This window comes from Polaromonas sp. CG_9.7 (genome assembly GCF_015752205.1).
In the GTDB taxonomy this organism is placed as follows: Bacteria; Pseudomonadota; Gammaproteobacteria; order Burkholderiales; family Burkholderiaceae_C; genus Polaromonas.
In genome coordinates, this window is the sequence record NZ_JADOVG010000003.1 from 164114 (window position 1) to 185803 (window position 21690).

Here is a 21690-nt window from a genome sequence, read left to right on the forward strand (position 1 = left end):
TCAGGAAAATTTCACTCAATTTTGTAAAATATCATCACCGTAGTAACAAATATGGTGAAAAATTGAATTCATGGAAAAAATCAAGTCTCCGCCCCAAATTGGCCTTACTGCTAGCGTGTTTGCTGGCGGTGCTCTGGTCAGCAGTGGCCTGGAACCACGCCCGCTCCGAAAACCGGCAAATCGAAAACAGTCGCCAGCAGACTGACACACTGGCTTTGCTGTTCGCGCAGCACACGACAGCCACCTTTCGCAGCGTAGACCACGCCCTGCTTAAACTGCGCAAAATTTCGACCGGTCATCCCGCTGAACTGCAAGAAGATGTCAAGGCGTACCGTGATTTTCTGGGCGAAATGATCCTCCAGATCGCCATTATTGATGCCCAGGGATGGTTGAGCTACAGCAGCCTGGGAATGCCCAAGGCACCGTCTTTTTTGGGTGACCGTGAACATTTCAAGGTGCATCTGGCTGGCCTTCAGGACAAGCTCTTTGTCAGCAGTCCGGTCAAGGGCCGGGTGTCCGGCAAATGGTCCATCCAGTTGAGCCGGCCAATATTCGACAAGGATCGGTTTGTCGGTGTGATGGTGATTTCGGTCAACCCCGATTATTTCGTTAACTTCTATGAACAGGCCAGATTGGGAAATTATGGCGTGGCGAGCATGGTGCGTGACTCGGGCGAGGTCATGCTGCGCTCCAGCAAGCAGGACCAGTACGTTGGCAAGACCATCAATCCTTCACCCTATGCAGATCCCGGCGCCCCCCTGCAGGGCAACTTTCGTCGCATTTCCCAAGCCGATGGTGTCGAGCGCTTGCTCAGCTACGTTCGTTTACCAAACTACGGGCTGAGCGTCGTCATTGGCCCCAGTGTTGCTGAAATGCTGGAATCAGTGCACCAGCAGCAGCGCCAGATACTGCTCATGGCCAGTGCGGTGACACTGGTGACACTGCTCATGGGGTGGAGCCTGCTGGGTACCACAAGGAAAAAGGAAGAGGCGTTACAGGCGCTTTTTGAAAACCAGATGCGCCTGCGCGCCAGCCATGAACTGCTGGAAAAACTCTCTCAGCATGTACCGGGCATGATTTACCAGTACCGCCTGTTTGCGGATGGCCACTCGGCGGTGCCTTATGCCAGCCAAGGTGTTCTGAATACTTACGGCGTCACAGTGACGCAGGTTCGTGAAAATGCAAAAGCATTGCTTGTCAACCTGCACCCGGAGGATCAACAGGCGATAGATGCCTCCATCGCTGAATCTGCCCGCACCCTGCAACCTTGGCAGCATGAGTTCCGGCTCAACCACCCACACCGAGGCGTACGTTGGCTGGCAGGTCACGCGCAGCCCGAAAAAATGGACGATGGCAGCACCCTGTGGCACGGCCATATTTCCGACATCACCGATATCAAGAACCACGAAGCTGTTTTGCTCGCGGCAAACCGGGAACTCGAAACGTTTTCTTATACGGTGTCGCATGACCTGCGCTCACCACTCAACACCATTGACGGCTTCAGCCGGTTGCTGGCCAAAGAGCTGACGGGCAGCGACAACGACAAAGCGCTGTATTTCCTGTCGCGAATCCAGGATGGTGCAGCGCAGATGGAGCGCTTGATTGCCGACCTGCTGATGCTGGCGCAGGTCGCGAATACGCAAATTCGGTATGAGCCGGTGAATTTGTCGGCGCTGGCCAGCAGCATTACCAAGGACTTGCAGGCGCGTCAGCCGGAGCGCAAGACAACGTTCAACATTGAGTCGGGCCTGCAGACGCACGGCGATGCTGGATTGCTGCGGTTGGTGCTGGAAAACCTGATGAACAACGCATGGAAGTACAGCTCGAAACTAGCCGAAGCCCAGATCAGCATCGGCCAAAAACTGGATGCCGCAGGAAACACGGTTTTTTTTGTGCAGGACAACGGCGCTGGCTTTGACATGGCCTATGCCGAAAAGCTCTTCCAGCCATTTCAGCGTTTGCATGAAGTGGTGGACTTTCCCGGAACAGGTATCGGGCTGGCCACGGTGAACCGCATCATCGTGCGCCACGGAGGAAACATCTGGGCTGAGTCAGCGCCCGATTTGGGGGCGATTTTTTTCTTTTCCCTGCCCAGGGTACAGGCAGTTGTGCGGTAGATTTCATGGCGGGGCCTCCAGGTTTGAAGTGGTTGCGAACAATCTCCACTTTGGCACATTGATGCCGTTGCTGCGAGGTCCCACCCTGAGATGGGTTGTTGCCTCACGTCAACACCAGCGGTGTAGGTGGGACGACCAGGCCATCTGTCGCGTTGCCGGCTGATGAACGAGCTTGGCGCAGGAACGCATGCCAATTCCTCAAACGGAACTGATTTGTCCTGCCAATGCATAAAACTGGTCGGCAAAAGACAGCTCGCTGCAGCCTTCCAGCAAGAGCTGACCATTGCGGATCTTGTGCATGAGTTCGATGCCGGCCAGGACATTTCTGGCAGCCCGAAATGACTTGAAGTTGAGCATCTGTTGGCAGTCCTGCCCGGCGATGTTGTTCAGGCATTTGACTTGCCGCACGATGACCGGCGTTTCACTTCCAGCATTGATCTCATCCATGGCCGCCTTGTTGGCGCCGCTCTTGTCCATCGTGACCTTTTCGGGAACACCGCTGGCCTTCATGGCTTTGTCAAAAAACCGCAGGGCTGCGGCATTGTCGCGCCGGACCGTCAGTAGGAAGTCGGCCGTTTTCCCCTCCTTGTCCACCGCACGATACAGGTATTTCCAGGCGCCTTTGACCTTGTTATAAGTTTCGTCCATGCGCCAACTGGCGTCCACCGGGCGTTTGTGTTTGCGAAAAAGTTTTTCCAGCAAGGGCAGAAATCCGATTCCCCAGCGGTTGATCGAAGAATGGTCGACAAATACTGCATTGCTCACCGCCTTGCCTGGCGCGCAAACGGCAGAGGACTACGAGGCGCTACTGCCCTGGCGACTCGCATTGCCCGGCCGCTGAGCAGCGGTCAGCCAACGCACTTTCGCCGTTCCAATTACACCCGCGCCGATGGCGCAAGGTACGCGGTTAATTGACCGCATACGGACAACTACCCGGGGTGGTTCCGCTGCTTGGACACTCATCATGCCAACTCACGGGAAGGCATTCTGGCGATGGCCCTGGAGAAATTTCCACATTTAACGGTGACATAGCCTTTGCTGTGGACGGCTTGGCGTTTATACAAGCTGGCGGCTAGAAGCCATATCATTGATGTTGCTTCGGTGGCAAAGCCGGCTTGGCATAATCTGAGACGAACATCGCGAATTCGTATAGCATTTCGAGATGACTCACGACCACGACCACGACCACGACCACGACCATAACGCCGATGATCACAGCGATCTCAGCGAAACCGAAACCCGGGTGCTTGCATTGAAAACGGTGCTGTCCCAAAAGGGGTATGTAGATCCTGACGCCCTGGATGTCCTGATCGACACTTACCAAAACAAGATTGGTCCGCGCAATGGTGCTCGCGTGGTGGCAAGGGCATGGATGGATCCAGCTTACCGCGAATGGCTGCTGGAAGACGCCACGGCGGCTATCGCCTCACTTGGATACACAGGCCGCCAAGGCGAGCACATGGTTGCGGTTGAAAACACGTCTAGTGTCCACAACATGGTGGTTTGCACCCTTTGCAGCTGTTATCCAGTAACCGTTTTAGGACTGCCGCCGGTTTGGTACAAGAGTGCGCCCTACCGCTCGCGGGCGGTCAAAGATCCACGCGGCGTCTTGTCAGACTTTGGCGTCACGCTCCTCGAATCGACTGAAATCCGTGTCTGGGATTCCACGGCGGAAATACGTTACCTGGTCGTTCCTCTACGCCCTGCCGAAACTGTTCACCTGCAAGAAGACGAGCTGGCGGCGTGGGTAACTCGAGACGCCATGATCGGCACTGGATTGCCTGCGGCACCGGCAGTCAAACCATGAACTACCAAAGCTTTGCTGATCTGGGTGGTCAAACCGGCATGGGACCTGTTCTGAAGGAATCAAACGAGCCTATGTTTCATGGCACTTGGGAAGCCAGTGCGTTTGCCCTGACCTTGGCCATGGGCTCTACGGGTTCATGGAACATTGACATGAGCCGTAGCGCAAGGGAAACACTGCCAAACTACCTTTCGCTGAGCTACTACCAGATATGGCTCAATGGCCTGTGCAAACTCTTGACAGAGCGAGGGCTTGTCACCGCCGAAGAAATCCAGGCAGGCCACATGCTGTCCCCTGCACTTCCAGTAAAAAAGGTTCTCGTCGCACCAATGGTGGCCGGTGTGCTGGCCAGAGGTGCGCCTACCGAGCGGTCTGCGGCAAGTCCTGCCAGTTTTTCTGTAGGTGACTGTGTGCGCACTTCTGAAGGTCTGGCAGATCACCACACACGGCTACCCGCCTATGCGCGAGGCAAAGCGGGGCGCATCGCGGCCGTTCGGGCCGTGCATGTCTTTCCAGACACCAACGCCCAGGGCTTGGGTGAACAGCCGCAGTGGCTCTACAGCGTCGCTTTTGAAGGCACTACTTTGTGGGGGCAGGAGGCCGATCCTGGCTTGACGGTGTACGTCGATGCATGGGAACCCTACCTGGAGCGGACGCAATGAATGCGCCAACCCACCTTCTGTCCGGGCAGCCCAAGGATGTCAACGGCCCGGTGTTTCGCGAACCGTGGGAAGCCCAAGCCTTTGCAATGACGATCTCGCTCCATGAACGAGGTCTATTCACCTGGAGCGAGTGGGCGCAGGCCCTGTCGCAGCATATTGCGCTCGCGCAGGCCCAAGGCGATCCAGATCTGGGTGACACCTATTACCACCATTGGCTGGCGGCATTGGAAAGCCTGGTGACGACGAAGCAACTCAGCACTGATGCCGAACTTAAGCGTTACCAGCAGGCTTGGGACCATGCGGCAGACCGGACACCGCATGGACGACCGATTGAATTACGGGAACTGGACTTCAAGTCCTGAATGCGGGTCATGCCCTTGACCGAACTCTGATCACACCGACAAAGGATATCAAATGAAGGCAGCCTGGTACACGAAGAATGGGACGGCACGCGACGTGCTGGTGGTAGGTGAATTGCCCACGCCAAAACCTGGTCCCGGTGAAGTGTTGGTGAAGATATACCGATCCGGCATCAATCCGTCCGATGTGAAGTCCCGCCAGGGTCGCCCTGTGAATGCTGAACTCATTGTCCCGCACAGCGACGGCGGGGGTGTTATCCATTCAGTGGGGGAGGGAGTTGCCCAGGAACGGGTTGGCCAGCGCGTATGGCTATGGAATGGTCAATGGCAGCGGCCCATGGGTACTGCGGCTGAATTCATCGCCCTTCCCCAGTCACAGGCTGTTGCGCTCCCACCGGAGGTTGACTTTGAAGTGGCAGCATGCCTTGGCATCCCGGTATTGACAGCCTTGCAGGCAGTGCATCTGGCGGGTTCGCTGAAGGGTAAAACCGTGCTGGTTACCGGCGCAGGCAACGTGGTCGGGAACTACATCACGCAATTGGCTGTATTGCATGGCGCAACCGTGATTGGAACAGCCGGTTCAGCCCACCGAAAGTCGCATGCCAGCGAGGGCGGTGCGGCCCACGTTCTGGATTACAAAACCGAAGCCATCGCGCAGAGGATCAAGCAAATTACAGCCGACTATGGCGTTGATGGAATTATTGATATGGACTTTGCTTCAACGGCTGGGCTTTTAGGCCAGGGCGTACTGAAGGCTCATGGCACGCTGGTCACCTACGGCTCGAATAGCGTTGGCGCAATTCCAGTCGACTTTCGCGCCATGCTGTTCGGCTCCTTTGAAATCAATGCATTTCTCGTCTACGACCTGAAGGACGCAGACCGTGAAATCATCACAGCAAAATTGATGGCAATGTTGGAGTCGAACTCGCTGGCACACAAAATCGGGGCCACCTTCAGTCTGGATGAAATCGCTTTGGCGCACGAAGCAGTTGAGAACGGTGCGACCATTGGAAGCGTGCAAATTGTGATGTGACGAGGGGCTTGCAGCCTGATCAAATTTAGCATCGCCTTTGGGAAAATACGTGAATTTCTCACAGCCACGACAACTCAAGGCCCCAACAACGGCTGCCCAGTTTGCCATTTTTCCCAGTGCTGGTCACTACATAACGAACAGTCGCAATTTGTTGCTCGCAGTGTGGCTTATGCTCATCCTCAGCAGAGTTTCCCAGACCTGACTCAGCTCTGCGTGGATGGGTAAACGCGTTCGAGATAGCGCATCTGCGCCATCTACCTGCTTTGCTTTGGGTTGATGCGAAACCACAATCCAACCGCATCAGCCGTGCAAGAGAAAGTCCTGCTTTTGGGCATTTATGACAACAAAATCCATACAGGCGGTGCTGCTCATGTTCAGAGCATCAGTCTCGGGACACTATTTCAGCGGCTCGAGCTTGTCCAGCAGGAAGGGCAGAAATTCGGCGACCGTGGGATGGATTGGCAAGGCATCGCGCAGTAGCTGGTAACGGGCGCCGGTGGCCATGAAACTGCTGATCACCTGAATTACCTCGTCGCAGCCGAACCCCAGCAGCGACGCACCGACGATCTTTTCGCTTTGCTCGTCCACCAATATCTGCATCAAACCCGCGGTCTCCCCCTCCTCCTTGGCCCGGCTGACGTCCTTCATCTGATAATTCGCTGCCAGCGTAGCGCGGCCCGACTTTCTAGCTTCGTCCTCCGACAGGCCGACCCGGCCCAGCGGCGGATCGGTGTACATCGCGTAGGTCGATACCCGGCTGTCAACGGAGCGTGCGCCGCCCATAAGATTGGCCAGCACGATTTGTCCATCCTGGTAGCTGGTGTGTGTGAAAGCACCGCGCTTGTTGATGTCCCCCACCGCCCAGATGCCTGGCACATTGGTTTGAAGCTTGCCATCGGTGGGTACAAAGCCGCGTTCGTCGGTCTTGACCCCGACCGCCGCCAAGTTAAGGCGCTCGGTGTTCGGGCTGCGCCCGGTGGCAACCAGAAGGTGCGAGCCTGCGATCCGCTGTCCGCCCACTGTCACGGCGATTCCGGCATCGGAAGTGTTTTCCACCTGCTCAACCTCGTTGCCGGTGTGAAAATTGATGCCTTCTTCCAGCAGCATTTCGGTGATCGCCTTTGAAACAGCCTCGTTTTCATGGCGGGTGATGCGCGGACCGGCCTCAATCACGGTGACTTCGCTGCCGAGCCGGCGAAAAATTTGCCCCATTTCGAGACCGATGTAACTGCCGCCGATGATGACAAGATGGCGCGGAAGCTCGCGAAGCTGGAGCAAGCTGACGTTGTCCAGATGCGGCACGTCATCGATGCCCGGAAGCGGCGGAATGAGCGCGCGGGTGCCGGTGTTGAGGAAAACCCGCGCGGCCCGCAGCGCTTGGTCCCCGGCAGTCAGCTCGAACCGGTCACCGGCTTGGCCCACAAAGGCGCCCCAGCCCCGCAACAAGGTCAGGCCGTCTTGCCCGGTGATCGATTTTTCCAGCCCGGCTCGCGATTCGTCGACCCGCTGCTGCATCCGCTCCATAGCGGCCGCGAAGCCGATTTCGATTTTTCCGGCCTGGATACCAAAGTCGCCAGCACGACCTGCCAGATACGCGACCCGGGCGCTTTTGCGTAGGGTCTTGGTCGGCGTGCAGCCGTGATTGACGCAAGAACCACCGACCAGTCCCCCTTCTATCAAGGCAACCTTCTCGCCGCGTCCAGCCAGCGTCATGGCAAGGTTAGGACCTGCTTGGCCGGCGCCGATCACAACGACGTCGAACTCGATGACGGGCTTGTTCTTGTTCATGCAATGCTCCCAAAGCCTTGACTTTAAAACAAAAAATCCAGCTTTCGCTCAGTACAGGTTAAGGTTATCGCGTGATGGGGCAACCTCAGTACGGCGGCGGGTAACGCAGCGCAGCGCCCGCGCCCTCAATGGCCGCTTTGACACCTGCCACCTGTGCGAGCGCAGGTTATCCATCACCACGCTGTCGCCGGCGCGCAGTTCGGGTGCCAAAAACTGTTCCACCCAGGCCACAAATGCCGCCCCGTTGATCGGCCCGTCCAGCACCAGCGGCGCCAGCAGCCCGTCCTGGCTCAGCGCGCAGACAAACGTCGTGGTGTCCCAGTGGCCAAATGGCGCATGCCCCAGGCAGCGTTCTCCCCGGGGCGAACGGCCCCGCGTCGGGGCCATGTTCGTTGTCGCCCATGTCTCATCGTGAAAAACCAGCCGCCCGGCCGTCGCCAGCGCAGATTGTTGTGCGCGCCAGTCCGCGCGGGCCTGGGCTGCGTCGGCACGTTCTTGCTCTTCTAGCGTGCAGCGTGTTTTTTTTAGCGTCAGCCCCGACCGGACCAAAGTCTTGCCCATGGTCGTCGGCCCGACTGCAATGCCGTGCTAGGCCTTGACTCACTGGCACAACTGCACCAGCGTCTGCTCGGGCACCAAGGCCACCTGCGCCAGCAGCGACGCCTTCAGCGCGCCCAAGCGCAGCGGGACATGATTGCGCTGTGCGCCCGCACTGGCCTGGCCTGGCCTGGCCTGGCCTGGCCGGCTCAGGCGCGAACGCGCTCGTGAGACATAGGAAGCGCTGACGCCAAAGCGTTCAGCAACCTCCCGAAGCCATCCCGGTGCGGCAAGAACCCGATCCCGCAGATCCTGCCCATACGCTTGCCCTTTTCGCCAAGACATGATGCTTGCCTCCAAATCGCGCCTAGACCACACTTTTTCGCACGGGTTCCCTCAGCGCTTTTGCTCGTCAGCACGGAGCCGCTCTATTTGACGCGCTACGATGTTTGTGCGTTCAAGCCAAGAATTCAATCACCCAGACAAAGGAAATCGCATGTTCAAAGCCCTGTTGCTGACCAAAACCCCTGAAGGCGCCACCCTCGCCGACATCACTTCACTGGACGAGGCGCAATTGCCCGAAGGCGAGGTGCTGGTCAACGTGGCGTATTCGACCGTCAACTACAAGGACGCATTGGCCGTCACCGGCCAGTCGCCGGTGGTGCGCAAGTTCCCGATGGTGCCGGGAATTGACTTTGCCGGCACTGTGGCCGAAAGCCGGGATGCGCGATTCAAGCCGGGTGACGCGGTCATCCTCAACGGCTGGGGCGTCGGCGAAAGCCATTGGGGCGGGCTGGCGCAAAAGGCGTGCGTCAAGGCCGACTGGCTGGTGCCGATGCCGCCCGGCATGGAGGCGCGCCAGGCCATGGCCATCGGTACGGCCGGCTACACGGCCATGCTGTGCGTCATGGCCTTGCAGGAACGGGGCGTCACGCCGGCAGCCGGCCCGGTGCTGGTGACCGGCGCGAACGGCGGCGTGGGCAGCATTGCCATCGCGCTGCTTGCCGGCCTGGGCTTTGAAGTGCATGCTTCGACCGGCCGGATGGGCGAGGCCGGGCATTTGAAACAGCTCGGCGCCAGCGAAATAATCGACCGCGCCACGTTCAGCGCACCCGGCAAGCCGCTGCAAAAGGAACGCTGGGCCGCCGCCGTGGACAGCGTCGGCAGCCACACGCTGGCGAACGTCTGCGCCAGCCTGAAATATGGCGGCACCGTGGCGGCGTGTGGTCTGGCGCAGGGCATGGATTTTCCGGCCAGTGTGGCGCCCTTCATTTTGCGAAGCATCACGCTGGCCGGCGTTGACAGCGTCCAGGCGCCCATGGTTAAGCGCCTGATGGCCTGGGAACGGCTGGCGCGCGAATTGCCTGCCGATGTGCTTGAAGCCAATACCGAAACCATTGCCCTGGAGGCGGTGGCTGCCCTGGCGCCGCGCCTGCTGGCGGGCCAGGTGCGCGGACGGGTGCGGGTCGATCTGGCGGCCTGACCGTTTGACGGGCTCAGCCTGCGGCGTTATCAGCTGTTGACGGCCTGCATCAGCCGCTGGCATAACCATCTTTTTCTCATCCCCAGGAACATGCGTGTAAGCGGAGTTTGTGCAAGGGCCAGGCTCAGGCCGGCTCGATGGTGATGCTGACGGTCATGGATTCCTCGCCGCCGCCGTGCCGCACGCCCTTGATCGGCGGGCAGGCGCTGTAGTCGGTGCCCATCGCCAGTCGCACATGGCGCTTGTCAATCACGCAACTGTGGGTTACGTCAATGCTGACCCAGCGCCGCCCCGCCACGTCCAGGCAGACATCGGCCCAGGCATGGCTGGCCAGATCGGGCTCGTTGGCGGCGTAGAAATAGCCGCTGACATAGCGCGCCGGAATGCCCAGGCTGCGACAGATGGCCACCATCACATGCGCCTGGTCCTGGCACACGCCAGCGCCAGCCTCGAAAGCCTCCAGTGCGGTGGTGTTAACGTTGGTGCTATTTTTTTGATAGCTGACAGCGCCCGCCACGCCTGCGGCCAAGGCCAAAATCGCTTGTAAATCGGTTTTTCCTTCAGGCGCCGGGGACGTGATGAAGCGGCGGCCGAACTCGGCCAGGCTGGGATGCGGACGGGCCAGAGGCGACTCGCGCAGGTAAAGCTGTGGCAGCGGCATGGTCTGCGCGTCGGTGAATTCGGCAACACCCAGGGTCTCGACCACGCCGGCGGCGTTCACCAGGCTCCAGCGCACGTTGTCCGCCACCTCGCCGACAAACGTATAGGAATGGATGCTGTTGCCAAACGCGTCGGTCTGGGGAAACAGTTCCTCGGGCGCGCCCAGGCTCCAGAAGTCAACGGTTTGCGCCGGGCCGGTCAGCGGCGTGAGCCACAGCGTCTGCAGGGCATAACGCAGCGGCTCGGTGTAGCGGTAGTCGGTGGTGTGCTTGATGTGCAGCTTCATGCCAAGGCCTTTTCTGGGGTTGCGGCAGGCGCCGTGGTCAGCGTGCTCAACGTGTCACCGGAACCAGGAATTCGCGGCTGATGTGCGCGCCAAGTTCGTTCACGCGGTCCAGGAACTGCATCAAAAAGGCATGCAGGCCAGCGGACAGAATTTCGTCGATGCGGGCGTACTGCAGGTCCGAGCGCAGCTTGCCGGCGCGGCGCTGGGTTTCGCTGAGCGGGTCGCTGGTGACCATCGACAGGTTGGTGATCAACTCGTTCAGGCAGGCCAGCAGCGAGCGCGGCATGTCCGGGCGCAGGATCAGCAGTTCCGCCACCCGTTCGGGCTTGATCACGTCGCGGTACACCTTGCGGTACACCTCGAAAGCCGAAACGCTGCGCAGGATGGCGCTCCAGTGGTAGAAATCATGCTCTTGCTCCTCCTCGCCGGCCACGGTGGGAAAGTCGCTCTGGATGGCGTGGAATTTCACATCGATCAGCCGGGCCGTGTTGTCGGCGCGCTCCAAAAAGGTACCGACGCGCAAGAAATGGTATGCCTCGTCTTGCAGCATGGTGCCGGTGGTCACGCCGCGCGACAGGTGCGAGCGAAACTTCACCCATTCAAAGAACTTGCCCGGGTCGCGCTCGAAGTCGCCGGCGCGCAGCATGCGGATGACTTCGAGGTAGGTCTGGTTCTGCGTTTCCCAGACTTCGGTCGTCAGCGTGCCACGCACGGCACGGGCGTTCTCGCGCGTGTTCTTCAGGCATGAAACGATGCTGGAGGGGTTTTTTTCGTCACGCACCATGAAGTCCATGACATCCTGGGCATTGATGCTCTCGCCATAACGCGCCGCATAGGCGGGCTTGAGTTCGCTGATGCTGAGCAGGCCGCGCCAGCCGGTCTGCACATCGGCGGTGGACTGCGGCAGCAGCGAGGTCTGGTAATTCACGTCGAGCAGACGGGCGGTGTTTTCAGCGCGTTCGGTGTAGCGGGACATCCAGAACAGGTGGTCGGCAGTTCGTGACAGCATGTTCAGCTTCCTTCGGCGACAGTGACGGTGACGGATTGCGATTGAGACTGCGATTGGGAGGGCGTCTCTGGCGGCAAGAAAGCGCTGGCTTCGGCCTCCAGAATCCACGTGTCCTTGGTGCCGCCGCCCTGCGACGAATTGACCACCAGCGAGCCGTCTTTGAGCGCGACACGCGTCAGGCCGCCGGGCACCATCTGCACGTCCTTGCCGCTCAGCACGTAAGGACGCAGGTCGATGTGGCGCGGCGCCACGCCGCTTTCGACATAAGTCGGGCAGGTGGACAGACTCAGCGTCGGCTGGGCAATGTAGCCCGACGGATTGGCGATGATGGCGCGCCGGAAATCCTCGATTTCAGCCTTGGTCGCCGCCGGCCCCACCAGCATGCCGTAGCCGCCAGCGCCATGGACTTCCTTGACCACCAGGTCTTTTAGGTTGGCCAGGGTGTATTTCAGGTCTTCCGGCTTGCGGCACATGAAGGTCGGCACGTTTTTCAGGATGGGCTTTTCGCCCAGGTAGAACTCGATCATCTTGGGCACGTACGGGTAGATCGACTTGTCGTCGGCGACGCCGGTGCCGATTGCGTTGCAAATGGCGACGTTGCCGCTGCGGTACACATTGAGCAGGCCGGCGCAGCCGAGCGTCGAATTGGGGCGAAAGGCCAGCGGGTCGAGGAAGTCGTCATCCACGCGGCGGTAGATGACATCGACACGGAGCGGACCGCGCGTGGTGCGCATGTAAACGAAATTGTCCTTGACGAACAGGTCCAGGCCCTCGACCAGCTCAACCCCCATCTGCTGGGCAAGGAAGGCATGCTCGAAATAGGCCGAGTTGTGCATGCCGGGCGTCAGCACCACCACCGTCGGTTCGGCGGTGGCCGGCGGCGCCATGGCGCGCAGGGTTTCCAGCAGCAAATCGGGGTAATGCTCGACCGGCGCAACACGGTTCTTGCTGAACAACTCGGGGAACAGCCGCATCATCATCTTGCGGTCTTCGAGCATGTAGCTGACGCCGCTGGGCACCCGCAGGTTGTCCTCCAGCACGTAGTATTCGCCCTCATCCTGGGCATTGGGGGCGCGGACGATGTCGACGCCGCTGATGTGCGAGTAGATATTGCCTGGCACGTTGACACCGATCATTTCAGGGCGGAACTGCGCATTCTGAAAAATCTGCTCGGATGGAATGTGACCGGCCTTGATGATTTCCTGGTCATGGTAGACATCGTGGATGAAGCGGTTGAGTGCGGTGACACGCTGGACCAGGCCCTTTTCCATCGACGCCCATTCGTGCGCCGGAATGATGCGGGGAATCAGGTCGAAGGGGATCAACCTCTCGGTGCCCGAGCCGTCCTCGTCCTTGTCGCCATACACGGCAAATGTGATGCCGACCCGGCGAAAAATCATTTCTGCTTCGGCGCGGCGTGCCTGCATGACGTCGGCCGGTTGCTGCGCCAGCCAGCGCTGGTAACCCTGGTAATGTTTGCGCACGCTGGTCGGGCTGGCATTCATCTCGTCAAACATCGGTGGGCTCATAAACTTGAATTTCCGTCTGGGTTTGCAATGATGAAATATTTTTTTATAGCTTAGCAAGTAATGCGCCACGCCAATGTAGGCCGGAAGATATTTAAATCCCCTCCTGGGGCTGCCAATAGCGTTTTTGCGCCTGCCGCTGGCAGGTCAGCAGCGCTGGCTCCCAGCTCTGCCAGGTCGCTGCACCGCACGCCGCCGAGCGCACCAGCCGGATGCCGCGTTCGTCGTAGCGCGCCGCCACCATGGCCACCGGATGGCCGAAGCGGTTGCGGTAGCCCGCCTGGGCCAGCGCCAGCCGGGGCTGCACGGCATCCAGGAAGGCCGGGCTGGACGAGGTCTTGCTGCCATGGTGCGGCACCAGCAGGAAATCGGCCTTCAGCCGCGCCGGATCGCCGGCCACCAGCCGGGCTTCTTGCGGCGCTTCGATGTCGCCGGCCAGCAGGGCCGTCTGCACGCCGTTGGAAATGCGCAGCACGCAGCTCATGGCGTTGGACTTGTTTTTCACCTCGTAGTCGCCAGCCGCTGGCGCCAGCACCTCGAAATCGACGCCGCTCCACGTCCAGCGCTGGCCGGCGATGCAGCGCGTTGACGGGCGCAGGGCCTGCAGTTCATGGCCGTCCTCGATGGAAGACAGCAGACTGGCCTGCGGCTGCATTGCCAGAACGGCCGGGGCACCGCCGGTGTGGTCGCTGTCACGGTGGCTGAGCACCAGCATGTCGATGCGTTCGCCCAGCGCCCGCAGCAGCGGCACCAGCACCCGGTGGCCGGCATCGCTTTCGCGTGAAAACCGCGGACCGGTGTCGTACAGCAGGCTGTGGCTGGCGGTGCGCACCAGCACGGCATTGCCCTGGCCGATGTCGGCCCCGAGCAATTCGAACTGGCCCGGCGCGACGCGGGCCGGCTGCCACAGGAGCACCGGCAGCAGCAGCGGAACGCCGAGCAGGCGCCAGTGCCAGGGCAGGCGCAGGGCGATCAACGCGCCGCCCAGCACGCCAGCCAGCGCGCACCACAAGGGCGCTGCGGCAACGCTGACCGAGGCCATCGGCCAGCCAGCCAGTCCCTGAAGAAACAAGGCCAGCAGCCCGACCGCCCAGGCAGCCACCTCCCATATTGGTGCATAAATGACACCCGCCAACGCCAGCGGTGTGACGACCAGCGTCACCCATGGAATGGCGACGGCATTGGCCAGCAGGCCAACCAGCGACACCTGGTTGAACAGCAGCAGCGACAAGGGCGTGAGCGCCAGCGTGACCACCCACTGTTCACGCGCGCCGCGCCACAGGCTTGAGAGTGTCCGGTGCAGCCACCAGGGCAGGAATCTTGAATGAAAAGCGGGTTCTCCGCTTTCATGGCCTGCCCCTTTACTCCCTGAATCTGTAGCAAACAGAACCCCAACAGCCACAAACGACAGCCAGAATCCCGCCTGCAGCAAGGCCCACGGGTCAAGCATGACGACCACCGCCATGGCCAGCAGCCAGGTGTGCGTCCAGGGCCACTGCCGGCTGCCCTGGCGCAGCAGCACCACCACCGTGGCCAGCATCCAGATGGTCCGCTGTGCCGGCACGCCCCACCCCGAAAACAGGGCATACAGCGCTGCCAGCAGCAGCCCGCCCAGCGCGCCGGCGCTGCTGGCCGGAAGCCCCAGGCACAGACGCGGCGTCAGCCGCACCGAACTGCGCCACAGCTTGCCGATCAGGAGTGACGCCACCCAGGCGAACATCGTGATATGCAGCCCCGAGATACTCATGAGATGGGCCACGCCGGTGGCGCGAAACACGTCCCAGTCGGCGCGCTCGATGGCGTTCTGGTCGCCGACCACCAGCGCGGCCAGCACGCCGGCCAGTTGCCGGTTGTCCACTTGCCGGTAAATCGCCTCGCGAACCGACTGGCGGGCGCGTTCCACCGGATGGCGCCAGTCGCTGGACAGCCTGAGCGGTGGCGCATCGTGCGGCCCGGCGCGTACGTAGCCGGTCGCCTGGATGCCTTGCTCCCAGAGCCAGAGTTCGTAGTCGAAACCGTGCGGGTTGCTATTGCCATGGGGCGCCTTGAGTCGCACCGTCATCTGCCAGCGCTCGCCGGCGCGCAAGGGCTGCGGCTGGCGTTGCAGCTCCAGCATCTGTTCTGAAGGATCGCTGATTTCTGCCGACGATGTTTTCGTCTCGCGTCCGGCAAAACCCGAATACCAGCCGAGCATGATCTGCGGCGGCAACGTCACCGTCTGGCCGCCAAGACGGGCCGCATCAACCTCCAGACGAAACCGAACCGCATCCTCGCCAATCTGCGGCATGGCCAGCACGGTGCCGGTCACGTCAATGTCGCGGCCTTCCAGCGACGGATTCAGCGCCGTTGCCTGGAACGCGCAGGCTCGCCAGCCGGTCAGGCCAAAGCCCAATAGAACAGCCATGCAAAACACCAGCACCCCGGCCATGCGATGAACTGGTCGTTCAAGCCGTCTTGCCTTGAAGGCGTACCCGCCAGCGGCCAACACCAGCGCCAGTGCCACCAATGCGGCATAACGGTCGGCAGGCCACAGCGCGGATTGCTGCAACTGCCAGGCCACGCCCGCAACCAGACCCGCCAGCGCAGGCCCGAAGCCTGCACGGCCGGTGGCAATAGAAGAACGCAAGGGTGTCTTTCTGGACGGACGGCAGGCAAGCGCCAGCTTGAAAAATCCGGCCCATGGCAGAGATTACATCGCTTCAAGGGCGCAACTCCAGTGCGTTAACATGCCAAGACAACGGGGCCGCCAGTGCTTTTCTATTCATAGCAACATATGCTTATGGAAAGGGCGCAAACACCCTTTTTGACCTGTTATTTCATTCGCAGGATTGAGAACCCCGAATTTTCCGCGCAGGCGAAGCACCCGCCTTGTTTTTCCCCTTCATCCACCTACAAACCCATCACCATGACCAACAGCACCCATCCCGTCTATGCCAAGCTCAAGTCCCTGGGCATCACGCTGCCTGATGTCGCCGCGCCGGCCGCCGCCTATGTGCCTTTCGTGCGCACCGGCAACCTGGTGTTCCTGAGCGGCCATCTGCCCAAGCGGGACGGCCAGGTCATCGTCGGCCAATTGGGTAAGAACGTGACGACCGCCGAAGGCAAGGCGGCCGCCCGCCTGATCGCCATCGACCTGATGGGTACGCTGCAGGCCGCCGTGGGGGGCGACCTAGGCAAGGTCAGGCGCATCGTCAAGGTCATGAGCCTGGTCAACTCGACCGGCGACTTCACCGAACAGCACCTGGTCACCAACGGCTGCAGCGAACTGCTGGCCGAGGTGTTCGGCGACGCCGGCCAGCATGCGCGCAGCGCCTTTGGCGTGGCGCAGATTCCGCTCGGCGCCTGCGTCGAGATCGAGCTGATTGCCGAGGTGGACTGACCCGCCGCCCATTCGCCGCGCCGGCGGCGCCTGTCCAGCTTGAAAGCGCACCCCTGCGGGTGTAGAGTGGTTGCCCACTCGTTAAAGGGGCGCGCCATGCCGACACCCACTTTCCAGCGCTTGTCGCCGGACCAGTTCGAGCAGCTTCTCCAGAAATTTCCCTTCACCCGGAAAATCGACGCGGTGCACATGCACCACACCTGGCGGCCCCGGCATGCCGACTTTCGCGGTCACGACACGATTGTCTCGATGTGGCGCCACCACACGCAGGTCAACGGCTGGAGCGACATTGCCCAGCACATCACCATCGACCCCGACGGCATGGTCTGGCTGGGGCGCAACTGGAACCTGCCGCCGGCCAGCGCCGCCGGGCACAACGGCAACAAGGCCTTCGGCCCGTTCATGTTCGAGATGATCGGCGACTTCGACCCGGGGCGCGACCCGTTCGCTGGCGCGCAAAAGGACACCGCGCTGCGGGTCGTGGCGGGGGTCCAGTCGCGCTTTCACCTGCCGGCCAGCACGCTGCGCTTTCACAACTCGATGTCGCCCAAGTCATGCCCCGGCGGTTCGCTGGTCTTTGCCGACATCCTGGCCGAGGTCGAGGCCATCCGTCAGGACATGCAGGCCAGTGCCACGCGCGGCGCCGACCAGCCCCAGCCCTTCCCCGATGAAACCGACCGCTTCGTCGCCGAGGCCATCCGCTCGCTGTCGCGCACCCTTGACAATGCCGGCGAGCCCGGCGATGCCGAGCTGTCGCATGACGAGGAGGAAACCGGCCAGGCCGCCGCCGCAGGCCGCGCGGGGGCCCGTGGCGATGCCGGGGACGCATCGGGCCCTGTCCGGCAAAGCCGTGACGCGGGCCTGGGCACGGCGGCGCTCAACGCCATGCGGCCTCACCTGGTGAACCTGCGCGCCGGCCGCCTGTCGGGCGAAGGCGAGGCGGCCTCGACGCCCGGGGACATCGACGCGATCTTCGAGCAGCACCTGCCGCAGGCGATCAGCGAACTGCCGGCCGGCCAAAAGCTGCGCCTGCTGTTCTACGCGCATGGCGGGCTGGTGTCCGAATCCAGCGGCCTGCAGATTGCCCACAAGCACATCGACTGGTGGCGGCGCAACGGCATCTATCCCGTCTACTTCATCTGGGAAACCGGCTTTTTCGAGACCATCGGCCAGTTGCTCGGCCGCGCGCGGCAGGGCAGCCGCGCCCTTGCGCGGGACTTGGCCGACTTCACCACCGACCCGCTGGTCGAGATCGGCGCGCGCGCACTGCAGGGGCCACGCATCTGGGGCGGCATGAAGTCCAGCGCCGAGCATGCGATGGACGCGCCGGTGGCCAGCGATGACACCGGCGGCGGCGCGCATTACGTCGCCACCAAGCTCAAGGCGCTGTGTGACGACCATGCTGACCGGATCGAACTGCATGCCGTCGGCCACAGCGCAGGCTCGATCTTTCACAGCCACTTCCTGCCGTTGGCGCACGGCCTGGGCGTGCCGGGCTTCAAGACCGCGCACTTCCTGGCGCCGGCAGTGCGCGTGGACACCTTCCGCCAGCACCTGTTGCAGCACGTCGGTCCGGGCCGCGCGGCCGAGTCGCTGACGCTCTACACCATGCAGAGGGACTTCGAGCGCAAGGACAACTGCGCGCAGATCTACCGCAAGTCGTTGCTCTACCTGATCTTCAACGCGCTGGAAGACCGGCGCGCCACGCCAATCCTCGGGCTGGAGGAAAGCCTGCGCGGCGATGCCGACCTGAAACGCCTGTTTGGCCTGGCAGGCGCATCGCCAACGCCTTCGGCCGTGGTCTGGTCGCCCACGCCGGGCGACACCGGCCTCTCAGCCAGCCAGTCGCTGTCGCACGGCGGCTTCGACGACGACGCGCCGACGATGAACAGCGTCGTGCGGCGCATCCTGGACCAGCCCGACGCGGCCGACATCGCCGCGTTCCCGGTCACCCGCAGCCCATCGCGGCCCTGGATAGAAGAGGTGGATTGGCCGGCCGAGTTCGGTTTCAGCGCACTGCCCGGGGCGTCCGGCGCTGCCTACGCCATGCTGCCCACGGCTACGCCGGTGCCGGCCACCCCGGCTGGCAGCACCAGCACCAGTATTGGCAGCCGGCGCGTGGCGCTGTGCGTCGGCATTGACGACTACCCGGCACCCGAGCACCGGCTCGCCGGCTGCGTCAACGATGCCCGCAACTGGTCGCGCACCCTGGCCGGTCTCGGTTTCGAGACCCGGCTGCTGGTCAACCTTGACGCGAGCCGCGCCGCGCTGGACCGCGAACTGAACCGGCTGGTCGGCGAATGCCGCCCGGGCGACGTGATCGTCTTCCAGTACGCTGGCCACGGCACGCAGGTGCCCGACCTGAACGGCGACGAGGACGACGCCATCGACGAGGCGCTGTGCCCGGTGGACTTTGCCAGCGGGGCGCTGTACATCGACGACGACATTGCCGGGCTGTTCGGCCGCATTCCCGACGGCGTGAACATGACCTGCTTCATGGACTGCTGCCATTCCGGCACCAACAGCCGTTTCGCCGTCGGCTTGTCGCCCGGCGAAACCGCCATGCCGCCCGACACCAAGGCGCGCTTCGTCAGGATGACGCCCGACATCGCCGAGGCGCACCAGCGCTTTCGCCGGCAGTCGCGCAGCGCCACCCGGGCGCTGAGCAGCGGCGGCCCGCAAGCGATGCGCGACGTGAAGTTCTCAGCCTGCCTGGACCACCAGGTCGCGCTGGAAAGCGGCGGCAACGGCGATTTCACCCAGCGCGCCACCAAGGTGCTGGCCGCCGGCATCGAGGGCCTGAGCAACGGGGAATTCCTGCGCCGCGTGCTGGCCGAGTTTGGCAGCGCGGCGCGCCAGGCACCGATGCTGGACTGCGCCGAAGGCGCACGCCAGGGCGCCTTCCTTCAGCCGCTGGCCGCAGGCAGCCGTGCGCCCGCCAGCGGACCATCGTCCATGGCGGCAGCCCTCGGCGACAGCGCCTTGCTGCAAGCCGTGAACGAGCTGGCCCAGGCCGTGAAAGCGCTCCCGCCGGGCCGGCGCTGATGGCGTCCGAGCCTGCAGCGGCAGCGGCAACGGCAACGACCACCGAGGCCGTCGCCGCCGATGCCGCCAGCCGCGACGAAGGCGGTGGCCTGGCCGTACCGCAGGCCGCCAGCCGCCATCCCGGCGAAGGCCAGGACTATGCCATCGGAACCGGCGTGCGCCAGCCGCTGGTCACGCCCTATGAACGCCAGCACGGCGACCCGCTCTACCGTCCGCTGCGCATCTACACGGTCGATCCGTCGGTGTCGCGGCTTGAAGGCTCGATCGCGACGCTCAACGTCCCGTATGAACCGCTGGCGCCCGGTCCGGTGGGCAAGCTGTTCGAGGTCGATCCCAACGACGGACAGCTGGGCATTCACTACCGGGAAGCGGACTTGGAAGACCGCAAGGTGCTCATGACCGACGGCTACGACCCCTCGCCCTCGGACCCGGGCTTTCACCACCAGATGGTTTATGCCGTCTGCAGCAATGTCTATTCGACCTTCAAGACGGCGCTGGGCCGCAACCTGGGCTGGGGCTTTGGCGACGGCAAAACGCCGGCCCGGCTGGTGCTCAGGCCGCACCACGGCCAGGCGAAAAACGCCTACTATGAAAACGGCATCACCACCGGCGAGCTGCGTTTTGGCTATTTCCCGGCCAGTGACAGGCCGACCAAGCGCACCATGCCGGGCGGCTATGTCTTCACCTGCCTGTCGCACGACATCGTGGTGCACGAGGTGACGCATGCGCTGCTCGACGGGCTGCGCGCGCACTTCATCGTGCCGACCAACGCCGACGTGGTCGCATTCCATGAAGCCTTCGCCGACCTGGTCGCCATCTTCCAGCATTTCAGTTATGCCGAAGTCGTGCTGGCCGCGATCCGGCGCAGCAAGGGCGCTTTGCAGCATGCCGATCTGCTGACCGAGCTGGCTGGCGAGTTCGGCCACACCACCGGACAGAACGGCCCGCTGCGCAGCGCGGTCGAGAAAGACACCGGCAACCCGACCCGCTACCAGCCCGGGCTGGAGGCACACCAGCTCGGCACGGTGCTGGTCAGTGCCGTGTTCGACGCGTTCGTGCAGGTCTACCAGCGCCGCACCGAGCGCTTCGTGCGCCTGGCCACCGGCGGCAGCGGCGTGCTGCCGCCGGGGGAACTCCCGCACGACCTGCAGACCATCCTGGCCGAGCGCGCCAGCAAGCTCGCCAGCCAGTTCCTGGGCATCTGCATCCGCGCCATCGACTACTGCCCGCCGGTCGGCATGACCTTCGGCGACTACCTGCGCGCCATGATCACCGCCGACTACGACCTGGTGCCCGACGACCCGTGGGACTACCGGGGCGCACTGATCGACGCCTTCTGGCGGCGCGACATCTACCCGCGCACGGCGAACCACCTGTCGCAGGACGCGCTGCTCTGGCGCCGGCCCCGGATGGAACTGCCGCCGGTAGCCGGGCTCGATTTCGCGGCGCTGCGCTTCAGCGGCGACCCGGCCAATGCCGCCGGGCTGGACGAATTGCACCGCCAGGCCTGCATGCTCGGCCACTACGTCACGCGCCCCGGCCGGCTGGAAGAGTTCGGACTGGTGGCCAATGACGATGCGCGCCTGGATGGCGACACGGTCGGCCTGCCCTGCGTCGAATCGATCCGTTCGGCACGGCGCGCCGGGCCGAACGGGCAGATCGTCTTTGACCTGATCGCCGAAATCACCCAGGAACGCCATGTGCGCGCCTCGGCAGAAGGGCCGGCCTTTACTTATTACGGCGGCTCGACGGTGATCCTCGGGCCGACCGGCGATATTCGCTACGTGGTGCTGAAGAACGTTGTCGGCGCCGGCCGGCTGGAACGGCGGCGGGCGTTTTTCGCCACCACCTGCGGTCAGAAATACTGGCAACTGGCAGGCAACCGCTGGCTGCCGCTTCCGGGGATTTTTGCATTGGTGCATGGCGGGCATTGATCTGGCGCCAACGGACACGCGTTTTCCGGCAAGCGCTGGCGGCGTTGCAACGCCCAGCGCGACATTCG

16 protein-coding genes and 2 pseudogenes are annotated in these 21690 nt (G+C 62.5%); 10 read left to right on the forward strand and 8 right to left on the reverse strand.

From position 1 onward, the window contains the following. Positions 1-98 precede the first annotated feature (98 nt). Positions 99-2117, forward strand: a complete 2019-nt coding sequence (locus IWX87_RS04620) for an ATP-binding protein (protein ID WP_196862341.1) — start codon at positions 99-101, stop codon at positions 2115-2117. 198 nt (positions 2118-2315) lie between these two features. Here the strand turns inward: IWX87_RS04620 and IWX87_RS04625 are convergent. Beyond that, positions 2316-2864, reverse strand: a pseudogene (locus IWX87_RS04625) (IS6 family transposase); the annotation flags it as partial. Positions 2865-3035: 171 nt separating this feature from the next. On the opposite strand from IWX87_RS04625, the pseudogene IWX87_RS04630 reads away from it, so the two are divergent. From IWX87_RS04630 to IWX87_RS04650, 5 genes and pseudogenes are all read left to right on the forward strand, one after another. After that, a pseudogene (locus IWX87_RS04630) lies at positions 3036-3149 on the forward strand (IS1595 family transposase); the annotation flags it as partial. 130 nt (positions 3150-3279) lie between these two features. Further along, the gene (gene nthA, locus IWX87_RS04635) at positions 3280-3924 is read left to right on the forward strand and encodes a nitrile hydratase subunit alpha (protein WP_196862342.1); all 645 of its coding nucleotides are present in this window, start codon (positions 3280-3282) and stop codon (positions 3922-3924) included. Further along, a complete protein-coding gene (nthB, locus tag IWX87_RS04640; RefSeq protein ID WP_196862343.1) occupies positions 3921-4583 on the forward strand; it encodes a nitrile hydratase subunit beta in 663 nt (220 codons plus the stop codon). Before nthA ends, nthB begins: the two co-directional genes overlap by 4 nt. After that, positions 4580-4945, forward strand: a complete 366-nt coding sequence (locus IWX87_RS04645; RefSeq protein WP_196862344.1) for a nitrile hydratase accessory protein — start codon at positions 4580-4582, stop codon at positions 4943-4945. The genes nthB and IWX87_RS04645 overlap by 4 nt, the downstream gene beginning before the upstream one ends. A 52-nt stretch (positions 4946-4997) precedes the next feature. Then, positions 4998-5975, forward strand: coding sequence for an NADPH:quinone reductase (locus IWX87_RS04650; RefSeq protein WP_196862345.1), 978 nt, complete (start codon positions 4998-5000; stop codon positions 5973-5975). Between the two features lie 396 nt (positions 5976-6371). Here IWX87_RS04650 and IWX87_RS04655 read toward each other — a convergent pair whose 3' ends face one another. The 3 genes from IWX87_RS04655 to IWX87_RS04665 form a co-directional block, all read right to left on the reverse strand. Beyond that, complete coding sequence (locus IWX87_RS04655) at positions 6372-7763, reverse strand: mercuric reductase (protein WP_196862346.1); 1392 nt, start codon at positions 7761-7763, stop codon at positions 6372-6374. Positions 7764-7811: 48 nt separating this feature from the next. Continuing rightward, positions 7812-8150 carry a transposase gene (locus IWX87_RS04660; RefSeq protein ID WP_196862347.1) on the reverse strand — a complete coding sequence of 113 codons (339 nt, stop codon included), beginning with the start codon at positions 8148-8150 and terminating at the stop codon, positions 7812-7814. Positions 8151-8363: 213 nt separating this feature from the next. Further along, the gene (locus tag IWX87_RS04665; RefSeq protein ID WP_196862348.1) at positions 8364-8645 is read right to left on the reverse strand and encodes a hypothetical protein; all 282 of its coding nucleotides are present in this window, start codon (positions 8643-8645) and stop codon (positions 8364-8366) included. Positions 8646-8796: 151 nt separating this feature from the next. Between IWX87_RS04665 and IWX87_RS04670 the strand changes: the two genes are divergently transcribed. Continuing rightward, positions 8797-9783, forward strand: a complete 987-nt coding sequence (locus IWX87_RS04670; RefSeq protein WP_196862349.1) for an MDR family oxidoreductase — start codon at positions 8797-8799, stop codon at positions 9781-9783. A gap of 124 nt (positions 9784-9907) precedes the next feature. Here the strand turns inward: IWX87_RS04670 and IWX87_RS04675 are convergent, their stop codons facing one another. The 4 genes from IWX87_RS04675 to IWX87_RS04690 form a co-directional block, all read right to left on the reverse strand. Next, positions 9908-10729 carry a transglutaminase family protein gene (locus IWX87_RS04675; RefSeq protein WP_196862350.1) on the reverse strand — a complete coding sequence of 274 codons (822 nt, stop codon included), beginning with the start codon at positions 10727-10729 and terminating at the stop codon, positions 9908-9910. A gap of 46 nt (positions 10730-10775) precedes the next feature. Beyond that, on the reverse strand, positions 10776-11738 hold the full coding sequence (locus tag IWX87_RS04680) for an alpha-E domain-containing protein (RefSeq protein WP_196862351.1): 963 nt from the start codon (positions 11736-11738) through the stop codon (positions 10776-10778). Between the two features lie 2 nt (positions 11739-11740). Beyond that, positions 11741-13267 carry a circularly permuted type 2 ATP-grasp protein gene (locus IWX87_RS04685; RefSeq protein WP_196862352.1) on the reverse strand — a complete coding sequence of 509 codons (1527 nt, stop codon included), beginning with the start codon at positions 13265-13267 and terminating at the stop codon, positions 11741-11743. Positions 13268-13358: 91 nt separating this feature from the next. Further along, on the reverse strand, positions 13359-15890 hold the full coding sequence (locus tag IWX87_RS04690) for a DNA internalization-related competence protein ComEC/Rec2 (RefSeq protein WP_231374586.1): 2532 nt from the start codon (positions 15888-15890) through the stop codon (positions 13359-13361). 279 nt (positions 15891-16169) lie between these two features. On the opposite strand from IWX87_RS04690, the gene IWX87_RS04695 reads away from it, so the two are divergent. The 3 genes from IWX87_RS04695 (at position 16170) to IWX87_RS04705 (ending at position 21622) form a co-directional block, all read left to right on the forward strand. Next, on the forward strand, positions 16170-16643 hold the full coding sequence (locus tag IWX87_RS04695; protein ID WP_196862353.1) for a RidA family protein: 474 nt from the start codon (positions 16170-16172) through the stop codon (positions 16641-16643). 96 nt (positions 16644-16739) lie between these two features. Beyond that, the gene (locus tag IWX87_RS04700; protein WP_196862354.1) at positions 16740-19688 is read left to right on the forward strand and encodes a caspase family protein; all 2949 of its coding nucleotides are present in this window, start codon (positions 16740-16742) and stop codon (positions 19686-19688) included. Then, positions 19688-21622, forward strand: a complete 1935-nt coding sequence (locus IWX87_RS04705) for a hypothetical protein (RefSeq protein ID WP_196862355.1) — start codon at positions 19688-19690, stop codon at positions 21620-21622. The genes IWX87_RS04700 and IWX87_RS04705 overlap by 1 nt, the downstream gene beginning before the upstream one ends. The last annotated feature ends 68 nt before the right edge of the window (positions 21623-21690 follow it).

Excerpts from the sequence above, each read along its gene's own strand:
- IWX87_RS04670 (WP_196862349.1), top strand. The coding sequence starts at position 8,797 with ATGTTCAAAGCCCTGTTGCTGACCAAAACCCCTGAAGGCGCCACCCTC.
- IWX87_RS04705 (WP_196862355.1), top strand. The coding sequence starts at position 19,688 with ATGGCGTCCGAGCCTGCAGCGGCAGCGGCAACGGCAACGACCACCGAG.
- IWX87_RS04665 (WP_196862348.1), bottom strand. The coding sequence starts at position 8,645 with ATGTCTTGGCGAAAAGGGCAAGCGTATGGGCAGGATCTGCGGGATCGG.
- nthB (WP_196862343.1), top strand. The coding sequence starts at position 3,921 with ATGAACTACCAAAGCTTTGCTGATCTGGGTGGTCAAACCGGCATGGGA.
- IWX87_RS04685 (WP_196862352.1), bottom strand. The coding sequence starts at position 13,267 with ATGAGCCCACCGATGTTTGACGAGATGAATGCCAGCCCGACCAGCGTG.
- IWX87_RS04680 (WP_196862351.1), bottom strand. The coding sequence starts at position 11,738 with ATGCTGTCACGAACTGCCGACCACCTGTTCTGGATGTCCCGCTACACC.
- IWX87_RS04675 (WP_196862350.1), bottom strand. The coding sequence starts at position 10,729 with ATGAAGCTGCACATCAAGCACACCACCGACTACCGCTACACCGAGCCG.
- IWX87_RS04645 (WP_196862344.1), top strand. The coding sequence starts at position 4,580 with ATGAATGCGCCAACCCACCTTCTGTCCGGGCAGCCCAAGGATGTCAAC.
- IWX87_RS04650 (WP_196862345.1), top strand. The coding sequence starts at position 4,998 with ATGAAGGCAGCCTGGTACACGAAGAATGGGACGGCACGCGACGTGCTG.
- IWX87_RS04660 (WP_196862347.1), bottom strand. The coding sequence starts at position 8,150 with ATGGCCCCGACGCGGGGCCGTTCGCCCCGGGGAGAACGCTGCCTGGGG.
- IWX87_RS04695 (WP_196862353.1), top strand. The coding sequence starts at position 16,170 with ATGACCAACAGCACCCATCCCGTCTATGCCAAGCTCAAGTCCCTGGGC.
- IWX87_RS04655 (WP_196862346.1), bottom strand. The coding sequence starts at position 7,763 with ATGAACAAGAACAAGCCCGTCATCGAGTTCGACGTCGTTGTGATCGGC.
- IWX87_RS04700 (WP_196862354.1), top strand. The coding sequence starts at position 16,740 with ATGCCGACACCCACTTTCCAGCGCTTGTCGCCGGACCAGTTCGAGCAG.
- nthA (WP_196862342.1), top strand. The coding sequence starts at position 3,280 with ATGACTCACGACCACGACCACGACCACGACCACGACCATAACGCCGAT.